At 32.5% G+C, this 21254-nt stretch carries 19 protein-coding genes and 1 pseudogene; 9 read left to right on the forward strand and 11 right to left on the reverse strand.

Annotated elements, in window-relative coordinates:
- Positions 1 to 168: 168 nt before the first annotated feature.
- The 4 genes from RH82_RS13895 to RH82_RS13910 form a co-directional block, all read right to left on the reverse strand.
- The gene (locus tag RH82_RS13895) at positions 169 to 1299 is read right to left on the reverse strand and encodes an alkaline phosphatase (RefSeq protein ID WP_034061554.1); all 1131 of its coding nucleotides are present in this window, start codon (positions 1297 to 1299) and stop codon (positions 169 to 171) included.
- A gap of 128 nt (positions 1300 to 1427) precedes the next feature.
- Positions 1428 to 2060: a hypothetical protein gene (locus tag RH82_RS13900; RefSeq protein ID WP_156112485.1), complete on the reverse strand. Its 633-nt coding sequence runs from the start codon at positions 2058 to 2060 to the stop codon at positions 1428 to 1430.
- 196 nt (positions 2061 to 2256) lie between these two features.
- Positions 2257 to 3060, reverse strand: coding sequence for a DUF6503 family protein (locus RH82_RS13905; protein ID WP_034061555.1), 804 nt, complete (start codon positions 3058 to 3060; stop codon positions 2257 to 2259).
- 114 nt (positions 3061 to 3174) lie between these two features.
- Complete coding sequence (locus tag RH82_RS13910; RefSeq protein ID WP_034061557.1) at positions 3175 to 3774, reverse strand: methyltransferase domain-containing protein; 600 nt, start codon at positions 3772 to 3774, stop codon at positions 3175 to 3177.
- Positions 3775 to 3857: 83 nt separating this feature from the next.
- Here RH82_RS13910 and RH82_RS13915 point away from each other — a divergent pair, with 83 nt between their 5' ends.
- Both RH82_RS13915 and era read left to right on the forward strand, forming a co-directional pair.
- Positions 3858 to 4316, forward strand: a complete 459-nt coding sequence (locus tag RH82_RS13915) for an RNA methyltransferase (protein WP_034061559.1) — start codon at positions 3858 to 3860, stop codon at positions 4314 to 4316.
- A gap of 26 nt (positions 4317 to 4342) precedes the next feature.
- A complete protein-coding gene (era, locus tag RH82_RS13920; protein WP_034061560.1) occupies positions 4343 to 5224 on the forward strand; it encodes a GTPase Era in 882 nt (293 codons plus the stop codon).
- Here the strand turns inward: era and RH82_RS13925 are convergent, their stop codons facing one another.
- Positions 5225 to 5746 (reverse strand): hypothetical protein, encoded by a 522-nt coding sequence (locus RH82_RS13925; RefSeq protein ID WP_034061561.1) that lies wholly within the window; start codon positions 5744 to 5746, stop codon positions 5225 to 5227. It lies immediately after the preceding gene.
- A 239-nt stretch (positions 5747 to 5985) separates the two neighbouring features.
- On the opposite strand from RH82_RS13925, the gene der reads away from it, so the two are divergent.
- Together der and RH82_RS13935 are read left to right on the forward strand one after the other, a co-directional pair.
- Positions 5986 to 7293: a ribosome biogenesis GTPase Der gene (gene der, locus RH82_RS13930; protein ID WP_034061563.1), complete on the forward strand. Its 1308-nt coding sequence runs from the start codon at positions 5986 to 5988 to the stop codon at positions 7291 to 7293.
- Between the two features lie 232 nt (positions 7294 to 7525).
- Positions 7526 to 9964, forward strand: a complete 2439-nt coding sequence (locus RH82_RS13935; RefSeq protein WP_052158360.1) for a T9SS type B sorting domain-containing protein — start codon at positions 7526 to 7528, stop codon at positions 9962 to 9964.
- A 120-nt stretch (positions 9965 to 10084) separates the two neighbouring features.
- On the opposite strand, the gene RH82_RS13940 is transcribed toward RH82_RS13935, so the two are convergent.
- The 6 genes and pseudogenes from RH82_RS13940 to RH82_RS13965 form a co-directional block, all read right to left on the reverse strand.
- Complete coding sequence (locus RH82_RS13940) at positions 10085 to 10558, reverse strand: TPM domain-containing protein (RefSeq protein WP_052158361.1); 474 nt, start codon at positions 10556 to 10558, stop codon at positions 10085 to 10087.
- Between the two features lie 109 nt (positions 10559 to 10667).
- Positions 10668 to 11554, reverse strand: a pseudogene (locus RH82_RS13945) (TPM domain-containing protein).
- The gene (locus RH82_RS13950; RefSeq protein ID WP_034061564.1) at positions 11551 to 11991 is read right to left on the reverse strand and encodes a TPM domain-containing protein; all 441 of its coding nucleotides are present in this window, start codon (positions 11989 to 11991) and stop codon (positions 11551 to 11553) included. The pseudogene RH82_RS13945 and the gene RH82_RS13950 overlap by 4 nt, the downstream one beginning before the upstream one ends.
- Positions 11992 to 11994: 3 nt before the next feature.
- Positions 11995 to 12639, reverse strand: coding sequence for a LemA family protein (locus RH82_RS13955; RefSeq protein ID WP_394330733.1), 645 nt, complete (start codon positions 12637 to 12639; stop codon positions 11995 to 11997).
- A complete protein-coding gene (locus RH82_RS13960; RefSeq protein WP_034061566.1) occupies positions 12629 to 12958 on the reverse strand; it encodes a MerR family transcriptional regulator in 330 nt (109 codons plus the stop codon). Before RH82_RS13960 ends, RH82_RS13955 begins: the two co-directional genes overlap by 11 nt.
- Complete coding sequence (locus RH82_RS13965) at positions 12958 to 13929, reverse strand: M23 family metallopeptidase (protein WP_034061568.1); 972 nt, start codon at positions 13927 to 13929, stop codon at positions 12958 to 12960. Before RH82_RS13965 ends, RH82_RS13960 begins: the two co-directional genes overlap by 1 nt.
- A gap of 133 nt (positions 13930 to 14062) precedes the next feature.
- Here RH82_RS13965 and alaS point away from each other — a divergent pair, with 133 nt between their 5' ends.
- The 5 genes from alaS to RH82_RS13990 all read left to right on the forward strand — a co-directional run bounded on the left by alaS (position 14063) and on the right by RH82_RS13990 (position 21093).
- A complete protein-coding gene (gene alaS / locus RH82_RS13970) occupies positions 14063 to 16681 on the forward strand; it encodes an alanine--tRNA ligase (RefSeq protein WP_034061569.1) in 2619 nt (872 codons plus the stop codon).
- A 110-nt stretch (positions 16682 to 16791) separates the two neighbouring features.
- Positions 16792 to 17736, forward strand: coding sequence for a GSCFA domain-containing protein (locus RH82_RS13975; protein WP_034061570.1), 945 nt, complete (start codon positions 16792 to 16794; stop codon positions 17734 to 17736).
- Positions 17737 to 17750: 14 nt separating this feature from the next.
- On the forward strand, positions 17751 to 18467 hold the full coding sequence (locus RH82_RS13980) for a DUF6498-containing protein (RefSeq protein WP_156112486.1): 717 nt from the start codon (positions 17751 to 17753) through the stop codon (positions 18465 to 18467).
- A 189-nt stretch (positions 18468 to 18656) separates the two neighbouring features.
- On the forward strand, positions 18657 to 19193 hold the full coding sequence (locus RH82_RS13985; protein ID WP_034061573.1) for a DUF6252 family protein: 537 nt from the start codon (positions 18657 to 18659) through the stop codon (positions 19191 to 19193).
- Between the two features lie 10 nt (positions 19194 to 19203).
- Positions 19204 to 21093 (forward strand): outer membrane protein assembly factor BamB family protein, encoded by a 1890-nt coding sequence (locus tag RH82_RS13990; RefSeq protein WP_034061574.1) that lies wholly within the window; start codon positions 19204 to 19206, stop codon positions 21091 to 21093.
- Positions 21094 to 21254: the final 161 nt, after the last annotated feature.

The following is a 21254-nucleotide window of genomic DNA, read 5'->3' on the forward strand; positions in this document are numbered from 1 at the left end:
GAAACTAAATTAGTACATAAATCACAGATAGAAAACTTTCGCAAGTGAGCGAAAATCTGCACTTAGTTTTCTGCGTTTTAGGTTCTTCTTTTAATAAAAACACTAAAGTTAAAACATGGAAATTAGATACAAATTCTATTTCTCTGGTTGATTTAAAAAAAGGTAAAATTATTTCTTAGTGTTCCAATGCGTAGCTTCCAATATTTTATGAAAGATTTCAGTGTTTTCATAAACACCAGAAAATGCTTCAGATCCCGGGCCATAAGCAAAAACAGGTATTAATGTCGCCGAATGCCCATTGGTAGAAAATGTCCCAGTAATTTCATTATAATCATTGTAGGATTTGCCATCTTCTGTTTCCTTTTTCGTAGACGCTAATGTAAATCCTCCAGTTTCATGGTCTGCAGTTACTATTACCAATGTGTTACCATCTTTCTCTGCAAAATCTAGAGCTTTTCCTACAGCATCATCAAAATCAATAAGTTCAGAGATAAGATAATCAGCATCATTAGCATGACCTCCCCAATCTATTTGTGAACCTTCTACCATCACGAAAAAATTAGAATTGTCCGCATCCTTATTAAGAAACTGTATACCTAATTCTGTTGCTTGAGGTAAAAAATCACCACGCCCTTTAGCGACAGGTTCTAGATGGTTTTCTGCTAATAGATAAGCCATTTTTTGATGCTGTTTAATGCCTGAAAATTTACCCAGGGCGGTTGTATCTATTCCAAACCCTTTCACTTTCAATGCCTCTAATAAGTTTTTTTCATCTTTTCTTTTATTAAAAAATTTGATGCCACCACCAGCAAAAAAATCAATATCAGAATCAACCATATCTGCTGCAATGTCCTCATAGAGTCCTCTGTTTATAGCATGCGCATAGAAAGCTGCTGGCGTAGCATGTTGTATGGATGACGTAGAAATTACTCCTGTTTTAATATGTTGTAGTGATACAATTTCTACTAAAGTTTTAACTTTAGTAGAATCATCGGCAACACCAACAGCTCCATTATAGGTTTTTACTCCAGAAGCAAAAGCCGTTGCACCTGCGGCAGAATCAGTAATATCTTCTCTTGATGAAGATGTGCTAATAAGTCCTATGTGCTTAAAACGCGCATAATTTGGACGCGTTTTCTTAAAATAAAATGCTGATGATATTTGTGATAAACCTGTGCCATCTCCAATTAAAAGAATAACATTTTTAGCTTTTGGAGGTACTTCCTCTTTAGCTATTTGTGATTTACAAGAAAACAATGTTACGAATAATACTAGATAAATTATGTTTTTGTATGTCATGAGCTTGTATTTAATTTATTGCAAATGTTTATGGTTTTGTTGCATGACAACTAATATAGTAAATAAACCTAAGCCTATTCATTGTTAAGCACCAAGTGTTTTTCGAAAGGAAAATTAGGTGCAATTAATTACACCTCTTTTAAGTTCGATTTTCTCTGCCTTTCTCTGTATAATCCAATTATTAGTCCAATAAATCCAATTAAAAAGCATGATATAAGCCAAAATATAATATCGTATTTTTTAACCAAAAATCTATAGGTAAATGTGAAAAGAAATAAAGCTAATCCGATGATTTGCCAAAAATAATCTTTTTCTAACCTAACTTTTTTGTCAATAGTCGGAACGAGATTAAAGAGCATTTTTAATTCATTCCATTCCCAAACAATTAGTAATAAATTTGCCAATAACATAAGTCCAGTTATTATTGGTGTATTAGCAAAATAATAGGACAAAGTTATTACGAAGATATTTAGAATAATAGGTAGATTAATTATTGCTCCAAGTTTAGAATACCGTTGAGTCATTAATAAGAAACCAGCTATTAACTGACCTATTCCAATGAATTTCCAATATAATCCAGATTGGTACATCGTTTCAAAAAAATGAAACGCACTATTTGTAGGATTTAATGCACCGCTTTCAGATGTGAAACGATTCCCTTTTATTTTTATAAGACTAGCAAAAACAAATGCTCCACCAATTAAGTATCGCGTATAAATAATAAAAATTTGAGGCACTATTTTTTCTTTAATTCTATCCATAAGTATGTAGGTGTTTAGTTTTAAAAACAGAATTATAGATGTAATATAATCCTATTTTACATAGACGAATAGCATGGACGTTTGTTACTCAGAATTAATTAGAACGTTTGGATATAAACAATGGTCTCTATCCATTATTATAAAAATAAGATTGTAGCTTTTTTAGTTTCAAGAACGATCTATTTGCTGTATTTTTTTAATTTTTGTTCAAATTAATTATGCTTTCAGTTTTAATTTTTGAAAGTTCTTTTAGTTTATTAGCTTCGTAAAGTGAAGGTAAGTCTTTTAAAGGAGTGCCAACTTCAGCTTTATAGTTTATATAATCTTGAAATGTAATACCATCAATAACTCTAGTGTTATAAGCGCTTCTAAAGCGCACACCACCTTTGTTTACTTTGTAACTGTAAGCTAGATAATCAATCTTTTTTGTATCTTTATTTATCCAATAATAGAATTCATCGTCAAAATCTTCTCCTCCACCATCTTTATTAAAAGTAACTTCAATAACACTGTAAGAAATGTTTTTAATAGTAGTGTTTTCTATAAATTTAGAATTAACAGCTTTGTCATTTAATTTATGAGGCAAGGTTGCAAAATAAATCACAGAATTTACTGCACCCGTTCCATTTGCAATGTCTTTTTCTGAAAGGTCAATTGCTTTCCCATTAATTGTTCTTGAGAATTCATTATTTAATAGTGCGTCTTCAATTATTGACGCTCCTTTTTTTGAAATCTTTTTGTATTGATAATCACTTAAATTATTTTTAAAATGATAGGTGTTTCCTCTAAAGACCAATGAATAATGAGCAGAGTTGTATAAATTACCGCCATGAGCAGCAAATGTTTCATTCAATAGTTCTTCAGATTTTGTTAATTTAATGTTGTCTGATGGAATAATAATTTCATTTGAAGAAACAGTATCATTATTTTTTTCTTTATTATTACAAGAAAGAAGTAGGAGCACACAAAATACGATTGAAAGAGTTTTTAATAAGGACATTCTTGTTTATTGGTTTTAAATGATAACTTCTCGATTTGTCGAATGTAATTCAAAAAGCTTTCAACTAATGAATACAATTCAAATTAAAGAGAATCTATAATTTATAATGGTGATTTACTGTTTAATAAAAATACCAAACAATTCATTTCTATTAGGAATAGAGTTATAACACGTTTCGAAGGTTTTTATTTTAAAGTAAGGTTTTAAATAAGATAAATATACTGTTTTGTCTCCACCAAAAGGGCGCTTTTCCAAATCCTCGGTAAGCGGGAAATCAAACCATAAACCAACCAACTTACCATTTGTGTTTAGCAAATTAGCCATTTGTTTAGCATATGCTTTTCGAGTGTCTTCTAATGGTGGAAAAGAACAGAAAAAGGTTTGCTCGATAATGAGATCGTACTTAGAATTGTGAGTAAAGAAGTCTCCTTGAATTAATTGAGACTCTGGAAAAGTTGGATTTCTTTTTTTGAATGCTTCTAGAGGACTTTTTGAAATGTCCATAACATATACATTTTTAAATCCGTTATTATAAAGATATTCAGCTTCATAGGCATTCCCAGCACCCGGAATTAAAATCGTTAATTCTTTATCTTTTAACTGATCAAAATATGTTTTTAGAGGGGCAGAAGGATGGCCAATATCCCAACCTGTTCTTTCTTCTTTATAGCGTTGAGTCCAATAGTTTTTGGTTTCTAGATCTTCTGTTTTCATCTTTAATTTTTATTAAAATTAAAGAATAAAGTCTTTTAAGACAAAATTATACCGAATAAACTTAACTTTTATATTTTTGCAAAATGATTGATAACTTCGAAAATGAATATTTTGGAATCGGTATTCAAAATGGTAAAACACCAGAAAACCTTGGTGTACTTTGGCGCTCTGCACAAAATTTAGGCGCTAGTTTTATTTTTACCATTGGTAATCGCTATGCTAAGCAGGCTTGCGATACGCACAATGCTGTAAAGTCTATTCCTTATTTTCATTATGATAATTTCGAGGAATTCTATAAATATTTACCAAAAGGAGCAAGATTAGTTGGTGTCGAATTAACTAATGAAGCTGTACACTTAGAAACCTTTAATCATCCAAGGCGTTGTGTTTATTTATTAGGGGCAGAGGATCATGGTTTGTCTAAAAAAGCCATCGAAAAATCGCATCATTTAGTGAAGTTTAAAAGTGAATTGAGTTTAAATGTTTCTGTTGCTGGAAGTATTGTGTTGTATGATAGAGGAATAAATAAACCAAGGTCGTAACTTTGCAGTCTGTAAAACAGAATATAATGAGTCATAAAGCAGGTTTTGTAAATATTATTGGTAATCCTAATGTTGGGAAATCGACATTGATGAATGCCTTTGTGGGTGAAAAATTATCAATAATCACATCCAAAGCACAAACTACGAGGCATCGTATTTTAGGGATTGTAAATGGTGAAGATTTTCAAGTTGTATTAAGTGATACACCAGGGATTATTAAGCCAGCTTACGAGTTGCAAGCTTCTATGATGGATTTTGTGAAATCGGCTTTTGATGATGCCGATTTGCTTATTTATATGGTTGAAATAGGTGAAAAAGAATTAAAAGACGAATCCTTTTTTAATAAAATCACTAGTGCCAAAATTCCTGTTTTATTGTTATTGAATAAAATAGATCAATCCGATCAAACGCAGTTAGAAGAACAAGTGCAATTGTGGGCAGAAAAAGTTCCAAATGCCGAAATTATTGCTATTTCTGCTCTAGAAGGATTTAATGTAAAAGAAGTATTCGATAGAATTATAGAATTGCTTCCAGAATCTCCACCTTATTACCCAAAAGATCAACTAACAGATAAGCCAGAGCGTTTTTTTATTAACGAAACCATTCGCGAAAAAATATTAATTCATTACAAAAAGGAAATTCCATACGCAGTAGAAATAGATACTGAAGAGTTTTTTGAAGAAGAAAAAATTATTAGAATTCGTTCTGTTATTATGGTAGAACGCGAGACGCAAAAAGGAATTATTATTGGTCATAAAGGAAGTGCTTTAAAACGTGTTGGTATTGAAGCTAGAAAGGATTTAGAAAAGTTCTTTGGAAAACAAATTCATTTAGAGCTTTATGTGAAAGTGAATAAAAATTGGAGAAGTAATCAAAGACAATTAAAGCGTTTTGGCTATAACCAATAACTAATTATGTTCTGCGTGAATATCTTGACTTCTTAAAATATCTCGCATAAAATGATGCAGTTCATGCATTTGGTCTGTTCCCGTTTTTTTGCCAATTCTTCCACCAAAATACAGGACAAGCCATACTATTGCCATTAAACAGACTAGAAATAGTTGCGTAGCATAATTTGTATCTAAAGACCAATTAGTATAGGCCCAAACACCAAAACCAAAAAACAAGCCAATAACTACAAAGTGTAAAAACATAAATAGTGTCCAAACGGTTGGGTTAGGGCCAAACAAACCATAAAGAGTACTCTTATTTATAGTTTGATTTTTGTTAATTTCTATATGTAATTGAGGTGACCAAAAGTGTTGCTTCGCTTTTGGTATTTTAATAAAAACATGATCATCTACTCGTGAAACTATAAAATTACTTTGTGTGTTTTTTGTGTCCTCAAAAAGATTTAGAAGCGTTTCATTATCCTCATTAATATCAAATTTAAAACGTGGTCTTAATATTATTTCGTTGGTTAAAGGCATTTTTATTGTTTTAAAATTTTAATTTACATTTTTTTCTTTGAATTCTTTTATAAATTTAGGTTTGAAGCGAATATTATCTTTTTTTGAGTTGTATGCTATCAATACACCAGGTGTAAAAGACAAATAAAGGATTCAAAATAGCATTTTTTGGAGGGAATTAAAAAAAATAAACGAGTTCTATAATAAACACTACCTTTGCACGCGCTTACAGGATATGTAATGCAGATAAAACACAAGATATGAGTAATATAGTAGCTATTGTAGGAAGACCAAATGTTGGAAAATCAACATTTTTTAATCGTTTAATTCAACGTCGTGAAGCCATTGTCGATGCCGTAAGTGGTGTTACAAGAGATCGTCATTACGGAAAAAGTGACTGGAATGGTAAGGAGTTCTCCTTAATCGATACAGGTGGATATGTAAAAGGAAGTGACGATATTTTTGAAGCCGAAATTGATAAGCAAGTAGAATTAGCTATCGATGAAGCAGATGCTATCATTTTTATGGTAGATGTCGAAGATGGAATTACAGGAATGGATGAGGATGTTGCAACATTACTTCGTAAAGTTACAAAGCCAGTGTTTTTAGTTGTAAATAAAGTAGATAATGGAAAACGTGCCGAAGATGCTGTAGAATTCTATAGTTTAGGTTTGGGAGATTATTTTACTGTTGCAAGTATTAACGGAAGTGGAACAGGAGATTTATTAGATGCCTTAGTTGAAGCTTTACCAGAAAAAGAACAAGAGGAAGAACAAGACGAATTACCAAGATTTGCAGTGGTTGGTAGACCAAATGCTGGAAAATCATCTTTTATTAATGCCTTAATTGGAGAAGATAGATATATAGTTACAGATATTGCAGGTACAACACGAGATTCTATAGATACCAAGTATAATCGTTTTGGTTTCGATTTCAATTTAGTAGATACTGCAGGAATTAGAAAAAAATCTAAAGTAAAAGAAGATTTAGAATTCTATTCTGTAATGCGAAGTGTTCGTGCTATAGAACATGCAGATGTATGTTTAATAGTCGTAGATGCTAATAGAGGTTTCGATGGACAAGTGCAAAATATCTTTTGGTTAGCCCAAAGAAATAGAAAAGGGATTGTAATTTTAGTTAATAAATGGGACTTAGTAGAAAAAGACCATAAAACAACCATTGCTTTCGAGAAACATATTCGCCAACAATGCGAACCCTTTACAGATGTGCCAATTGTATTTATTTCAGCTTTAACAAAACAGCGTATTTATAAAGCCATTGAAACGGCAGTTGATGTTTATAAAAACAGAACAAAGAAAATTAAAACAAGTGTCTTAAACGATACCTTCTTGCCGATAATTGAAAATTATCCACCACCAGCTTACAAAGGTAAATTTGTGAAAATTAAATACATTATGCAATTACCAACAGCACAACCGCAATTTGCGTTTTTCTGTAATTTACCGCAATATGTACGTGAGCCTTATAAACGTTTTTTAGAAAACAAATTACGAGATATATTCGATTTTAAAGGTGTTCCAGTTAGCGTTTACATGCGCAAGAAGTAAGTTTTAAAAAAAGTTTATTTTATTTAGAATTGTTTTTTTTACTGTAATTATTAGCATTAGAAAACGATACAATACAAATCCAATCTTTAGGTTACAACCTGTTTGATTGGATTTTTTTTATATAAATGTTAAAATAGCACTAAACAAACACTACATAAGCACAACATTAGCTTTACAGCTATTTTAAAATAAAAAACTAAGGTATATTTACTATCCTTACTTTATACTAAAAATGAATATTAAAATAAAATTAGCATATATTTTTATTATTGTAAACACGTTTTGTGGATTCTCTCAAGACAATCCACCATCAATTACGGCTATTGGAAGCCAAGGGTATTGTCCTGATGTACCTTTAAGTATTGTGACTTCAGTTTCAATTACAGATCCAGATTTCGGGGATAATACTTTAGATATTATTACAATTCAAATATCAGAAGGGTATTCTCAAGGAGAAGATTTACTCATCTTAACAGGAGCTCATCCGTCTGTAACATCTACTTGGTCTCCCAATCTCGGTGTTTTATCCTTAACTGGGCCAGCCAGTTTTACGGAATTTGAAAATGCAATACAAAGTGTTCAATATCAAACAACTCAAACTTACTTTACTGAAGATAAGTTTTTTTCTATAAATATAGGTAGTGCTAATTACTTACCATCTACAGACCATTATTATCTTTATGTTCCAGATTTGGGGATTACTTGGACACAAGCAGCGTCTGAAGCAGCTAGTCAAACCTTTTTTGGTTTGCAAGGCTATTTGGGAACCATAACAACTCCCGAAGAATCTCAATTAGCAGGAGAACAAAGTCCAGGCGCAGGATGGATAGGAGCAACAGATTCAGAAACAGAAGGAACTTGGAAATGGGTTACTGGACCAGAAGCAGGAACCGTATTTTGGATAGGAACCTTTAATGGGAATCCACAAAACGGTGCCTTTAGTTTTTGGAATACTAACGAACCCAATAATTTTAATGGAAACGAAGATTATGCGCATATTACAGATCCAAGTATTGGTCAGTTAGGCTCATGGAATGATTTGCCTGTAGGAGGAGATGGAGGTCCGTCAGATCCCTATCATCCTAAAGGGTATTTGGTAGAGTTTGGAGGTATGCCGGGAGATCCTATAATTAATTTATCTACAAGTACTTCAATAGTAACCCCAAGAATTACGCAAGTTAACGATGTCACTTTTTGCGAAAATGAGGCTATTTCTGTTACTGTGAATTCGAATACAGATTCAGTTTTATGGTACAATTCTATAACTTCAACAACTCCAATTTTTAACGGGTTTACATTTAATCCATCTATAACATCAACTACAAACTATTGGATAACTCCCGTGTTTTTAGGGTGCAATACTGGAGAGAAAACTCAAATTACAGTAACAGTGAATTCAGAACCAATCGCTAATAATTTATCATTAATTGTTTGCGAAGATGATCTTATTTACGATGGAGTACAAATATTTGATTTAAATAACGAAATTAATAATATTACCGATGGTTCTTCAGCAAACCTATCTGTAGTGTTTTATAGCGATGTAAGTTTAACCAATAGTATAAATGGTGATGATTACAGTAATACATCTAATCCACAAACGGTTTTTGTATTAGTAACAAATACCGCAACGGGCTGTACTAATGTTTCTTCAGTTGTTTTAGAGGTCAGTACAGCTATTTTAAATAATGCGACTTTAAGCAGCTGTGATAATAGCGGAAATCAAGGTTTTGCTACTTTTAATCTTTTAGATGCAAGTAGTCAAATACTTTTAGGCTTTCCTCAAGACATTGATTTGGCATTCTATGAAACTCTTGAAGATGTTTCTCTTGAAACAAATCAGCTAGATAACCAGTTTACCAACACTATTTCTTTATCACAGATTATATACGTAATAGGAAATCTAAATGGGGTCTGTTATGGTGCAGCAGAAATAGAATTATTTGTTATTGATGTTCCAGAAGTGCTTTCTGATACTGAAATTTATTATTGTTTAAACGGGTTTCCCAACACTTTAGATTTATCAAGTGGTCTTATTGGGAATCAAAGTGGTTTTCTATTTAATTGGTTAACTGGAGAAACTTCAGAAAGTATAAGTATTAATGAAACCGGTGTGTATACCGTTACTATTACAGATAGCGGGACTAATTGTTCAGTAACAAGAAACATAACTGTTTTACCATCTAATATCGCTACCATTGACACCGTAATAGTGGCAGATAACTCGCAAAATAACACAATATCAATTACAGTAACAGGAGAAGGACAGTATGAATTTTCTCTAGATAATAGTAATGGGCCTTATCAAGATAATGGCTTCTTTACAAATGTTTTAATAGGAGCACATACCGTTTATATTAGAGATGTTTTAAATAATTGTGGAGTAACGGAACAAGAAGTTTCGGTTATTGGTTATCCTAATTATTTTACCCCAAATGGAGATAACATTAATGAAACATGGAATATTAAAGGACTTTCAGATAATTTTAATGGTGTCTTTAATGTTACTATTTACAATAGATTTGGTAAGATTTTATATTCTATTAAAAATAAAGATGATGCTTGGGATGGCACATTTAATGGTGTAGAATTACCAGCTTCTGATTATTGGTTTACTGTCTTTTTAGATAGAGGGAAGAATTTTAGTGGCCATTTTACGTTAAAGCGTTAGACACTTATAGCAATACACAATTGGCAAAGTACAGTACAAAACAATATTTAATTTTTAGTTATATCGGGAAATTTAAGGGTCTGGATTTCTAAAGTGGAAACAGATGTTTGTTTTTATTAATTAATGCCACTTCACAATAATAGAATCTAAACCAATAGATATGCCTTCAAAATAATGGCTGTTTTTAAATTGTGGTAAAATGGTGTTTTCAATAATAGTTTTAGCAAAAGAATCTGTAATAATTCTCTGCGTGCCAGTTCCAGTGGCGATTGCTATTTTTCTATCTAACCTAGAAATTAAAATTAAAAGGCCATTATTCTTCTCTTTTGTGCCAACACCAAGATTGTTAGCGAGGTTTTTAGCATGATTTTGAATGGCTTCATTATTAGGGATAGAGTCTATAGTGTAAACACAGATTTGATTAGTACTGCGTTTTTCGTAATTAATAATTTTTTCTGAAAGTTTTTGTTCTTCAGCCTCAGAAAATAAATCACTATAATCTTGAACTACTTTATTATAAATTAGAGTACTGGAGGTTTCTTTCTTACAAGAAATTAGTACTAAAACACTAAAAATAAGAATGAGGTCTTTCATTTTAAAAATAATTTAAATCAATAAGAGGTAAAGAGTAGGCCGCTAAGTTAAATAAGTAAACACATTAGAGTAGTACTGCAAACAGAAGACTAAATGCTTCCTACTAGGTCTACCATCCGCCAGAAGCACCACCTCCGCCAAAGCCACCGCCACCAAAACCGCCACCAAAGCCACCTCCGCTAGAAGCACCTCCTCCGCTGCCAAATCCTCCTCCAAAGCCTCCAGAACCACTTCTGTAGCCTCCACGGCCAGAGTTGCTTAGTATAATAGCTTCAAGGATATCTCGTGGTGTATTTCGGTTATCAAAACCACTTCCATTATTGTTTCCGCCTCGTCTGTTTTTAGAAATTGAAATTAGAATAATAATAAAAACTATAAATAGAAAGAAAATAACACCAAAAGGAAAACCACCTTCGCTAGATTGTCTTGTGCCTTGGTATTCTCCTTGCATGACTTCAAAAATAGCATCTGCGCCACGATTAAGTCCACCATAATAATCGTTTTTTTGAAATATGGAATGATGTCTCGTTCAATAATACGTCGCGACATGGCATCTGTCATTAAATGCTCGGTACCATAACCAGTGCTAATACTAATTTTTCTATCGTCTCGAGCAAGTAATATAAAAATACCATTGTCTTTATCTTGGTCTCCAATACCCCATTCTTCAGCCCATTGTGCACCTAAATAGTTGATGTATTCTCCATTTGTAGACGGTATTATTGCAACTACTATTTGGGTTGAAGTGGTATCAGAATATTTTATAAGTTTTTGTTCTAAAGCTGTTTTTTGACCTGATTCAAGTAAGTCTATGTAATCATAAACGCTAGTTTGTTCTCCATTTGCTTTAGAAGGAACATCTGGAATTTTATATTGTCCAAAAGAAAAATGACTGCTAAATAAAATGAACACAATTAACAAGCGCTGTAAGCTGTACTTGAGTTTAATGTTTGAGTATTGTTTACTGAAGATTAAAGACTGCTGACTTAATTTCATCCTTTAGAAATGGTGTTACTGAGCTCGTTTCTATCATTTTTAGAAATAGGGAAATGTGATTTTAATTGCTGTCCAGCAAGAAGAACACCATCTACCAAAGCTTGTTTACGGTTTCCGTTTTTAAGATGATTTTGTATTGTTTCTTTCGTGGTGTCCCAAAAAGAATTAGAAACAACAGCGTCGATGCCTTTGTCTCCATAAATAGCAAAAGCTTTATCGTTTGTAGCTATATAGATAAGTACAGCATTGTGTAATTCGGTATTCTGCATGTTTAGAATAGAAAATACTTCTAAAGCTCGCGTTTCTATATTGCCTTTAGAGGTGGTTTCGATATGTACTCTTATTTCACCAGAAGTTTGTTGTTCTGCTTTACAAATGGCAGCAACAACTTCTTGTTCTTCTACGGTCGTTAGAAATGATTCAACAGAATTTTGCATAGACTAAAATTCTACTTTTGTAGCATTTTCACTTCCTGGTGCAGATTTAAACAACGCTAGTGCGTTTTTGTTGATGTAGTTAGCAACAAAGCTAGTTGGAAATTTAGCAATATAGATATTGTAAGCTCCGGCTAAACCATTAAATTTATTTCGCTCTACGTTAATTCTGTTTTCTGTACCTTCTAATTGACTTTGTAGTTCTAAAAAGTTTTTATCAGCTTTTAATTCAGGATAGCGCTCTACAGAAACTAATAATCTAGATAAAGCACCACTAAGACCTTGTTGAGCTTGTTGAAACTTAGCCATGCTTTCTGGAGTAAGTGCATCTTTGTCAATATTTATTGTTGGTTTAGTAGCTTCGGCTCTTGCTTTTATTACAGCTTCTAATGTTTCTTTTTCATGATCTGCATATCCTTTTACAGTGGCAACAAGATTAGGTATCAAGTCTGATCTTCGTTGATAAGAACTCTCTACGTTAGCCCATTGTGCTTGTGCTAAACCTTCTTTTTCAATGATTTCGTTATTAATTCCTATTCCCCATTTAAAGATTGCGAAAATTATTAATCCAATAACAATCACTGGTATTAGCCATTTTTTCATAATATTAGGTTTTTTAGCTGTGTTTTGTGCTAGTGCTTTATAGTTCATTTTTTAGTTTAATAAGTTGTGCTTTAACGCCTTCCAATTTACTAATTATTTCAAAATCAGTTAAGCTTTTCTTTTTTTCTTCTCTTAAATGCGTTTTTGCACCTTCTAAAGTAAAGCCACGTTCTTTAACCAAATGATATATAAATTGAAGGTTTTTTATATCTTCAGGAGTAAATTTACGATTGCCTTTTGCATTTTTTTTAGGCTTTAACGCATCAAATTCTTTTTCCCAGAATCTAATTAATGAAGTGTTAACACCGAATGCTTTTGCTACTTCGCCTATAGCATAATAACGTTTTTCTGGAAGGTCTAGTTGCATTAATCTAAAGATTGGTTTTCTATCGAAGAACGGTCGAGCAGTTTGCTATATTCTTCAGCAGTTAAACTACCATAATAGAAGTTAATAGGGTTTATGCGTTTTCCGTCTTTAAATATTTCGTAATGTAAATGTGGGGCTTCAGAGCGACCAGTACTTCCTACAAAACCTATTAAATCGCCACGTTTTACCTTTTGGTTTTTGCCGATTTTATATTTGTATAAGTGTGCATATAAAGATACGTAACCATAACCATGATTTATACGAATATGCTTTCCGTAACCAGAGCTATTACTATCTGCACGTTCAACAACGCCATCACCAACAGCATAAATAGGAGTGCCTCTAGGAGCTGTAAAGTCCATTCCCCAATGCATTTTTCGTGTTTTATTAAAAGGATCTGTTCGCATACCGTAACCAGAAGCCATTCGTGTTAAATTTTCATTATTTACAGGCTGAATGGCAGGAATGGAAGCCAAGAGCTTTTCTTTTTCTTCTGCTAAAACAGCAATCTCGTCCAAAGATTTAGATTGCACGACTATTCTTTTTTGAAGAATGTCTATACGCTTATTACTCTCTTTTATGAGTTTAGAATTATCGAAACCTTCAAAAACTTTGTATCTGTTTACACCTCCAAAACCTGCTTTTCTTTGTTCTTCAGGAATAGGATTAGATTCAAAATATAAACGATATATATTATTATCACGATCTTCTATATTAGCAAGTACAGTTTCGGCTTCGTTTATTTTTTTATTCAATAAATCGAACTGGAACTGCATATTACTTAATTCGCGTTTTAAGGCTTTTTCGTTTGGAGATTCAAAAAACTGACTTCCTATAAAAACAAAGAGTAAACCAAATAAAGCAGTCGCTAATAAAAAAGCTAATATGTACTTAAAAGTACGACGTTTTTTACGTGTTATTTTGCGATACGACAGCGTATCAGAATCATAATAAAATTTTACCTTACTCATGATGTAAATTATACTATTTTTGCAGTGAAATGGAGCTCAAAATCAAGCAACATTATTTAAAAACGTAAAACAAATATAGAAATTGTTTCGCATTTAAAGTAATTTAACAGAAACAAGATATTAATTCAAGCATATGAAGTCTCAAGATATACGCGCAAAATTTTTAAGTTTTTTTGAAGAGAAAAAGCATAGCATAGTGCCATCTGCACCAATGGTACTAAAAGATGACCCAACATTAATGTTTGTAAATTCTGGGATGGCACCTTTTAAAGAATATTTTTTAGGGGATGCACAACCAAAAAACAGCAGGATTTCGGATAGCCAAAAATGCCTACGTGTATCTGGTAAACATAATGATTTAGAAGAAGTTGGTTATGATACCTATCATCATACGCTTTTCGAGATGCTCGGTAATTGGAGTTTTGGAGACTACTTTAAAAAAGAAGCAATAGCTTGGGCGTGGGAGCTTTTAGTTGATGTTTATAAAATAGATAAAGATATTTTATACGTTACTGTTTTTGAAGGTAGTGAGGATAAAGACAACCTTGAAATGGACACAGAAGCTTATGATATTTGGAAACAATACATAAGTGAAGATCGAATTTTAAAAGGAAATAAAAACGATAATTTCTGGGAAATGGGAGAGCAAGGACCTTGTGGACCTTGTAGCGAGATTCATGTAGATATTAGAACTCCCGAAGAAAAAGCAAAAGTAGATGGCAAATCTCTAGTAAATATGGATCATCCACAAGTAGTAGAAATTTGGAATTTGGTATTCATGCAATACAACCGAAAAGCAAATGGCTCTCTAGAAGATTTACCTAACAAGCATATAGATACAGGAATGGGTTTTGAGCGTCTTTGTATGGTATTGCAAAATGTGAAGTCTAATTACGACACGGATGTGTTTATACCAATTATTCGTGAAATTGAAACCATTACAGATAAAGGTTACGGAAAAGACGAAAAAACAGATATTGCTATTCGTGTAATATCAGACCATGTTCGCGCAGTAGCATTTTCTATTGCGGACGGTCAATTACCAAGTAATACGGGCGCTGGATACGTGATTAGAAGAATTTTACGTAGAGCAGTACGCTATGGTTTTACCTTTTTAGATAAAAAAGAACCTTTTATTTATAGATTGGTTGAGGTACTTGTTAAAAAAATGAGTGAAGCTTTTCCAGAATTAAAAGTGCAACGTCAGCTAATTGAAAACGTAATTAAAGAAGAAGAAGGATCATTTTTAAGAACTTTAGAACAAGGCTTAATTCTTTTAGATAGACTTGTAGAAAATGCAAAAGCAAAAGAAATATCGGGGGCAAAAGTATTCGAACTTAAAGATACTTATGGTTTTCCTGAAGATTTAACAGATTTAATTCTTCGCGAAAAAGGCTATACTTATAATGAAGAAGAATTTAATACTAAATTAAAACAGCAGAAACAACGAGGCAAAGAGGCATCACAATTAAAATCTGACGATTGGACTGTTTTAATAGAGGATGAAGTACAAGAATTTATTGGTTATGATACGCTTGAAGCACAAGTAAAAATAACGAAATATAGAAAAGTAACCTCTAAAAAAGATGGCGAGTTATTCCAATTGGTATTTAATTTAACGCCGTTTTATGCAGAAGGAGGTGGACAAGTTGGTGATAAAGGCTATTTAGAGGATGTACATGGAGACGTCGTGTATATTATTGATACCAAGAAAGAAAATAATGTAGCCATTCATTTTTCAAAAAATTTACCAAAGCACATAAATGAAACTTTTAAAGCTTCTGTTGAATCTAAACAGCGTTACAGAACAGAGTGTAATCACACAGCAACACATTTATTACATCAAGCACTTCGTGAGGTTTTAGGGACTCATGTAGAGCAAAAAGGATCTGCTGTGCATTCTAAGTATTTACGTTTCGATTTCTCTCATTTCTCAAAAGTTACTGTAGAGCAATTACGTGAGGTAGAAAACTTTGTAAACCGAAGAATTTCAGGTAAATTAGAACTACAAGAACACCGTAATATACCAATTAAGCAAGCTATAGACGAAGGAGCGATGGCCCTTTTTGGCGAGAAATACGGAGATACAGTTCGTGCAGTTCGTTTTGGGCAATCTATTGAGCTTTGTGGTGGAACTCATGTAAAAAACACAGCAGACATTTGGCATTTTAAAATAGTGTCAGAAGGGGCGGTTGCTTCAGGAATACGAAGAATTGAAGCGATTACAAACGATGCAGTAAAAGACTTTTATTTTGAAAATAACAAATCGTATTTCGAAATGAGAGATTTGCTTAACAATGCAAAAGAACCTGTAAAAGCATTACAAAATTTGCAAACTGAAAATACAGACTTAAAAAAGCAAATTGAAGGTTTATTAAAAGATAAAGCAAAAAATATTATTGGCGATTTAAAAAACGAACTAACCCTAATAAATAACATACAATTTTTAGCTAAAAAACTAGATTTAGATGCTGCAGGAATTAAAGATGTTTGTTTTAAACTAGGAGAGAATCAAAATAATGTATTCTTGCTTTTTGCAACAGAACAAAATGGAAAAGCATTACTTTCTTGCTATATTTCTAAAGAATTAGTTGCAGAAAAAGGATTAGATGCAGGAAAAGTGGTTAGAGAACTTGGTAAGCACATACAAGGAGGAGGAGGAGGACAGCCTTTCTTTGCAACAGCAGGAGGTAAGAACCCAGCAGGTATAGAAAAGGCTTTAAGTGAGGCTGAGAGTTATATAAATGTTTAGTATTACATAATTTAACAAATCGTGGTGCTTACAAGAATTAATAGGTAAAATATATTAAATTATTATTATCCCTATTAAGGTCAGTTAGAATTTTTATTAGAAAGTAATAAATGAAACTACAAACCGAAATAAAACTTAAAAAACAAGAAGAGAACCCGCTAGATTATAACTCAAAAGTCTTGTTGTTAGGTTCGTGCTTTTCAGAAAATATTGGGAATAAATTCGAGTATTTCAAGTTTAAAAGTTTATCAAACCCTTTTGGTATTTTATTTCATTCTAAAGCGATTGAGAATTTAGTAGTTCGGGCAATTCAGAAAAAGGAATATACTGAAGAAGATGTTTTTTTTTATAACGAACAATGGCATTGTTTCGATGCACATTCGCAGTTAAGTAGCTTTTCAAAAGAAAATATTTTAAAGGATTTAAATGCTCAAATCCAAATAACCCATCAGCAAATTACAGAGTCAACACACATTATAATAACACTCGGGACAGCTTGGGTCTATAACTTGTTAGAGAATGATAAGGTCGTTGCTAATTGTCACAAATTACCTCAGAAAAAGTTTAACAAGATTCTGCTTTCTATTGAAGAGATAAAAAAGAGTTTGCAATCTATAATTAAAACCATTCAATCTGTAAACCAAAAGGTGTCAGTGATTTTTACTGTTTCGCCCGTCAGGCATATAAAAGATGGTTTTGTAGAAAACACACTAAGCAAGTCTCATTTAATAGCGGCAATTCATCGGGTTACAGATAAACACGTTTTTTATTTCCCGTCTTATGAAATTATGCTCGATGAGCTTCGTGATTATCGGTTTTATAAGCACGATATGATTCATCCCAATAAAACAGCTATAAACTACATTTGGGAGCGGTTTAATAATGTCTGGGTTTCAGAATCTACACAGCAAACTATGTTAAAAGTAGATGGGATTCAAAAAGCACTAATGCACAAGCCTTTTAATCCAAATTCTAAAGCGCATCAACAATTTCTTAAGGATCTCAATTTGAAAATTATTAAATTATCATCTATCTTTAAACATATTACCTTTTAATAAAGACGTTTGAAATGATGCTTAAAAGTGTTTTTATACCACACAAAACCAATGCATATGCTTGGTTAAATGTGCTGTTTTTAATAGTGTTTTTAGTGCTTGGAGAAATAGATCCAATTGCAGTACTATTTGGCTACTTTTTGGAAACTATAATTATTGGCGTTTTTACAATTTTTAAAATGTATCTAGCGTCAAAACACGATGGAAGTGGTAAATCTATTAAGTTCTTAATTCCTTTTTTTATGTTTCATTATGGGATGTTTGTTGCAGTGCAATCGGTATTTGTATTTGCTGTTGTAGGTATGAGTGATGCTGAATTAATTAAAGAACCGTTTCAGCTTTTGCAAAATTATAGTGCTATTTTAAATTTGAAAGGGATGAATTTAATATTGATTCTATTGGTTGTATCTCAAACTGTAAAGTTTATATTCGATTTTTTAGAGCCAAAAAAACACTTACAGTTTACAGCTAGCGAAATAATGGTTATGCCTTATGTGCGTATTATTATTATCCAGCAATTTGCAGTAATTATAGCCATGTTTTTTATGCTATTTTCTCAAGCAGATATTGTCGCTGCAATCTTATTAATTATTATTCGAGCATTTGTAGATTTCTTTTCAATAGCCTTAAAAGACAATGCTCCTTTTTTAGATTATATGGCAAAAAAGCTGGATAATGGTAAAGCAAGTAAAGCTGAAATTAAAAAACAACTCTTACTCTTTAGTGAGTAGCCAAGTTTAAATGAATAGTTTTTCGATCTGTTAATGCGCTCTTTATTTTTCTTTCCTCATCTCTAATAATAAATATTTTTGAGGTTTCAAAACACACTATCCTTTTAATATACGCATTTCGTCGTATTGCCTGCCTTTCTCTTTTTAATCACTTTTGTACTATTATTAATCACAAAAATAATTATTAAAATGAAAAAAATCAAACAAATTATGTTGCTTTTAATGACGGTTTCATTAGTGACATTATCAGGATGTTCAAACGACGACGATACAAGCGGTGGAAATCAAGGTGCAGCTTCAGGAACTTTAACTGCAAAAGTAGATGGTACCGCTTATGCTTCTTTAGAAATTTCATCTTCTGCTACAGTAGCAAATAGTGAGCAAAATTTAATAATTATTGCTTCTAATTCGGATGGTAACGCCTTTTCTTTTTCTGTATTTGGTTACAGTGGACCAGGTACATACCCTTTCGGTGGTGGAGTAAATATTACAAATGCTGGATCTTACACAGAAACAAATGTAGATTTAAGTAATCCCGCAAACTCAACAACAGAAGTATGGCAAGCACCTTATGATAGTGCTGAAGTAGGTTCTATTACAATAATAGAGGAGACAGATACTAACATAAAAGGTAATTTTACTTTTATGTGTAAAAATGTTAATGGGGACCAATCTATTAAGAATATTACAGAAGGTGGTTTTGATTTAACAAAACAAATTATATAATTTTATTATTATGAAAAAGATATTAAAATTTAAAAGTATTGTGATGGTTGCTCTTTTTTTTAGTGCAACCTCACTATATGCGCAAAAAGCAGAAGTTCCAGATCATAAGTATGAGTTAGGAGCAAAAATAAATGAAATGACACTTACGCAAGGAGGTACAATGGTAGTTGCAACTAACGACGGTCTTGTGGGTATTAAACCTGGTAAGGAAGGATTACTTTTTAATTTCACGGATTACGGAAGAGTAAAACCTGAGCAGTTAAATTTTATTCCAATGGCTCCTTATGTAATGGTTGGCCAAACAGGTTTTGCAAGCATATCTTCTAAGAAGGCAGTTATAGATTATATGTCTGGTAAAGTGTTGTTTACAACAGAATCAAAAGGCTGGAAAAATGTGTTTACCTGTGATGTAATGATGCCACAAAACAAACTTGTAGTTAGTGGTTTTCAAAAAGGCGATGAAAAAAATGCAGGAGTAACGGCAAAAGTTGCTGTGTATGACCTAAATACAGGTGATGAAGATTACTCTTTCTTTTTGGTGGAACCAGGAAAGGTTACTATGAGAAGTTATGCTGTTACTGGTCGGCCTTTATTATTAAAAGATAAGCTGTTAGTGCCAACTAGTCAAGGGATAATTGCTAAAACTAAATCTGGTGAAACTTTATGGGAGAATAAAGTAAAAAATATTAATTGGATGACCAGTAATGAATCTGAAAGTGATATTTATGCCTTTACAACTACTACAAATGGGAAGAATACTAAAATTTTTAAGATTAAGTCTAATGGCAATTCAGCTTGGCCTGACGAGCGTAAAGTAAAAGGAGGTATTTCTAATTTTCAAATTTTACCACAAGGAATAGCTGTAGTTAGTGATGTAGCTGCTTCAGGTAAAAAAGGGTTGGCTAAATTAGCCGCGAGTAGAGCAGAATCTAAAATCACTTTATTAAGCGCTTCAAATGGTGAAGATCTTTGGGATAAGACACCAAAAACTAAGGGATACGTTCAGCATTTTTATATTATGGACGATGGTATTTTGTTTGGTATTAAAGAAGGTGGAATAAATAAAATATCATATGGCGGAAAGACCTTATTTAAAAAGCCATTAAAAACTGGTGAGAATATTTTAACTATGGCGCAAACAGCACAAGGTTTAATTTATATTACCTCAGAAGACGCTAACATTGTAAATCTAAATACCGGAGAGCAAGTATGGGATAAGCCGTTAAAGTTTAAACGTGCAGATGTGGTAAGTTCTGATTATGACAAAAAGAACGATCGCTATTTAATTACAGCAGATGAAAAGTTGTTTTCTATTGATGCTAAAAGCGGAACTTCGGAATTATTAACTGAAATCGATTTTGATGGTAAAGAAGACCCAACGTCTGTAGAAGTTAGAGATGGAGGTGTTTTATTAACTTCAGATCAAAACATGATGATGTTAGATTGGAGTGGAAGTACATCATGGCATGAATATAAACGTGCTCCTGGGAAAAGTGCTTTTGGAGCAATTCTAGCCGGTGTTACCGCTGTAGCTACTGCAGCAGCATCTACTGCTGCCTATAGTTCAGCAAATCAAAATAGAAATAGTTTGGGTAGTTATACCTCAAGAGGTCAACGCGACGCAAACTTTGGAGCAGGCATGGCTGCTGCCTCTGGAGCTTCAGTGGCAGAAATGTTAAAACGTTTTAAAGCGACATCAGCTACGCAAAACGCACAATTTGTTTTAACTAAGCTTGACGATGGAGTCGGCTTAGTGAAACTTAATAAAGACACAAGTGTATTAGAGAAAGAAATAGTGTTGAAAAACAAAAAACCAGAGTATCAGGTTGACGGATACGGCGGTTATTTATACTATAAAGCTAATAATAGCACCATTTATTCATATAATCTTAATAATTAATATTGTTTTTATAACTTGATAATTAAGCGTAATATTTGAGTTATTTCAAGATTTCGCTTATTTTTTTACCAGCAATCAAAAAACGAAAAGCCTAGAAACAAGAATAAATAAAACCCGCAATAATCAATTTTCACGAAACATCAGTATCTAAGAATAGAAGC

The organism is Lacinutrix jangbogonensis, assembly GCF_000797445.1.
GTDB classification, from domain to species: Bacteria; Bacteroidota; Bacteroidia; order Flavobacteriales; family Flavobacteriaceae; genus Lacinutrix; species Lacinutrix jangbogonensis.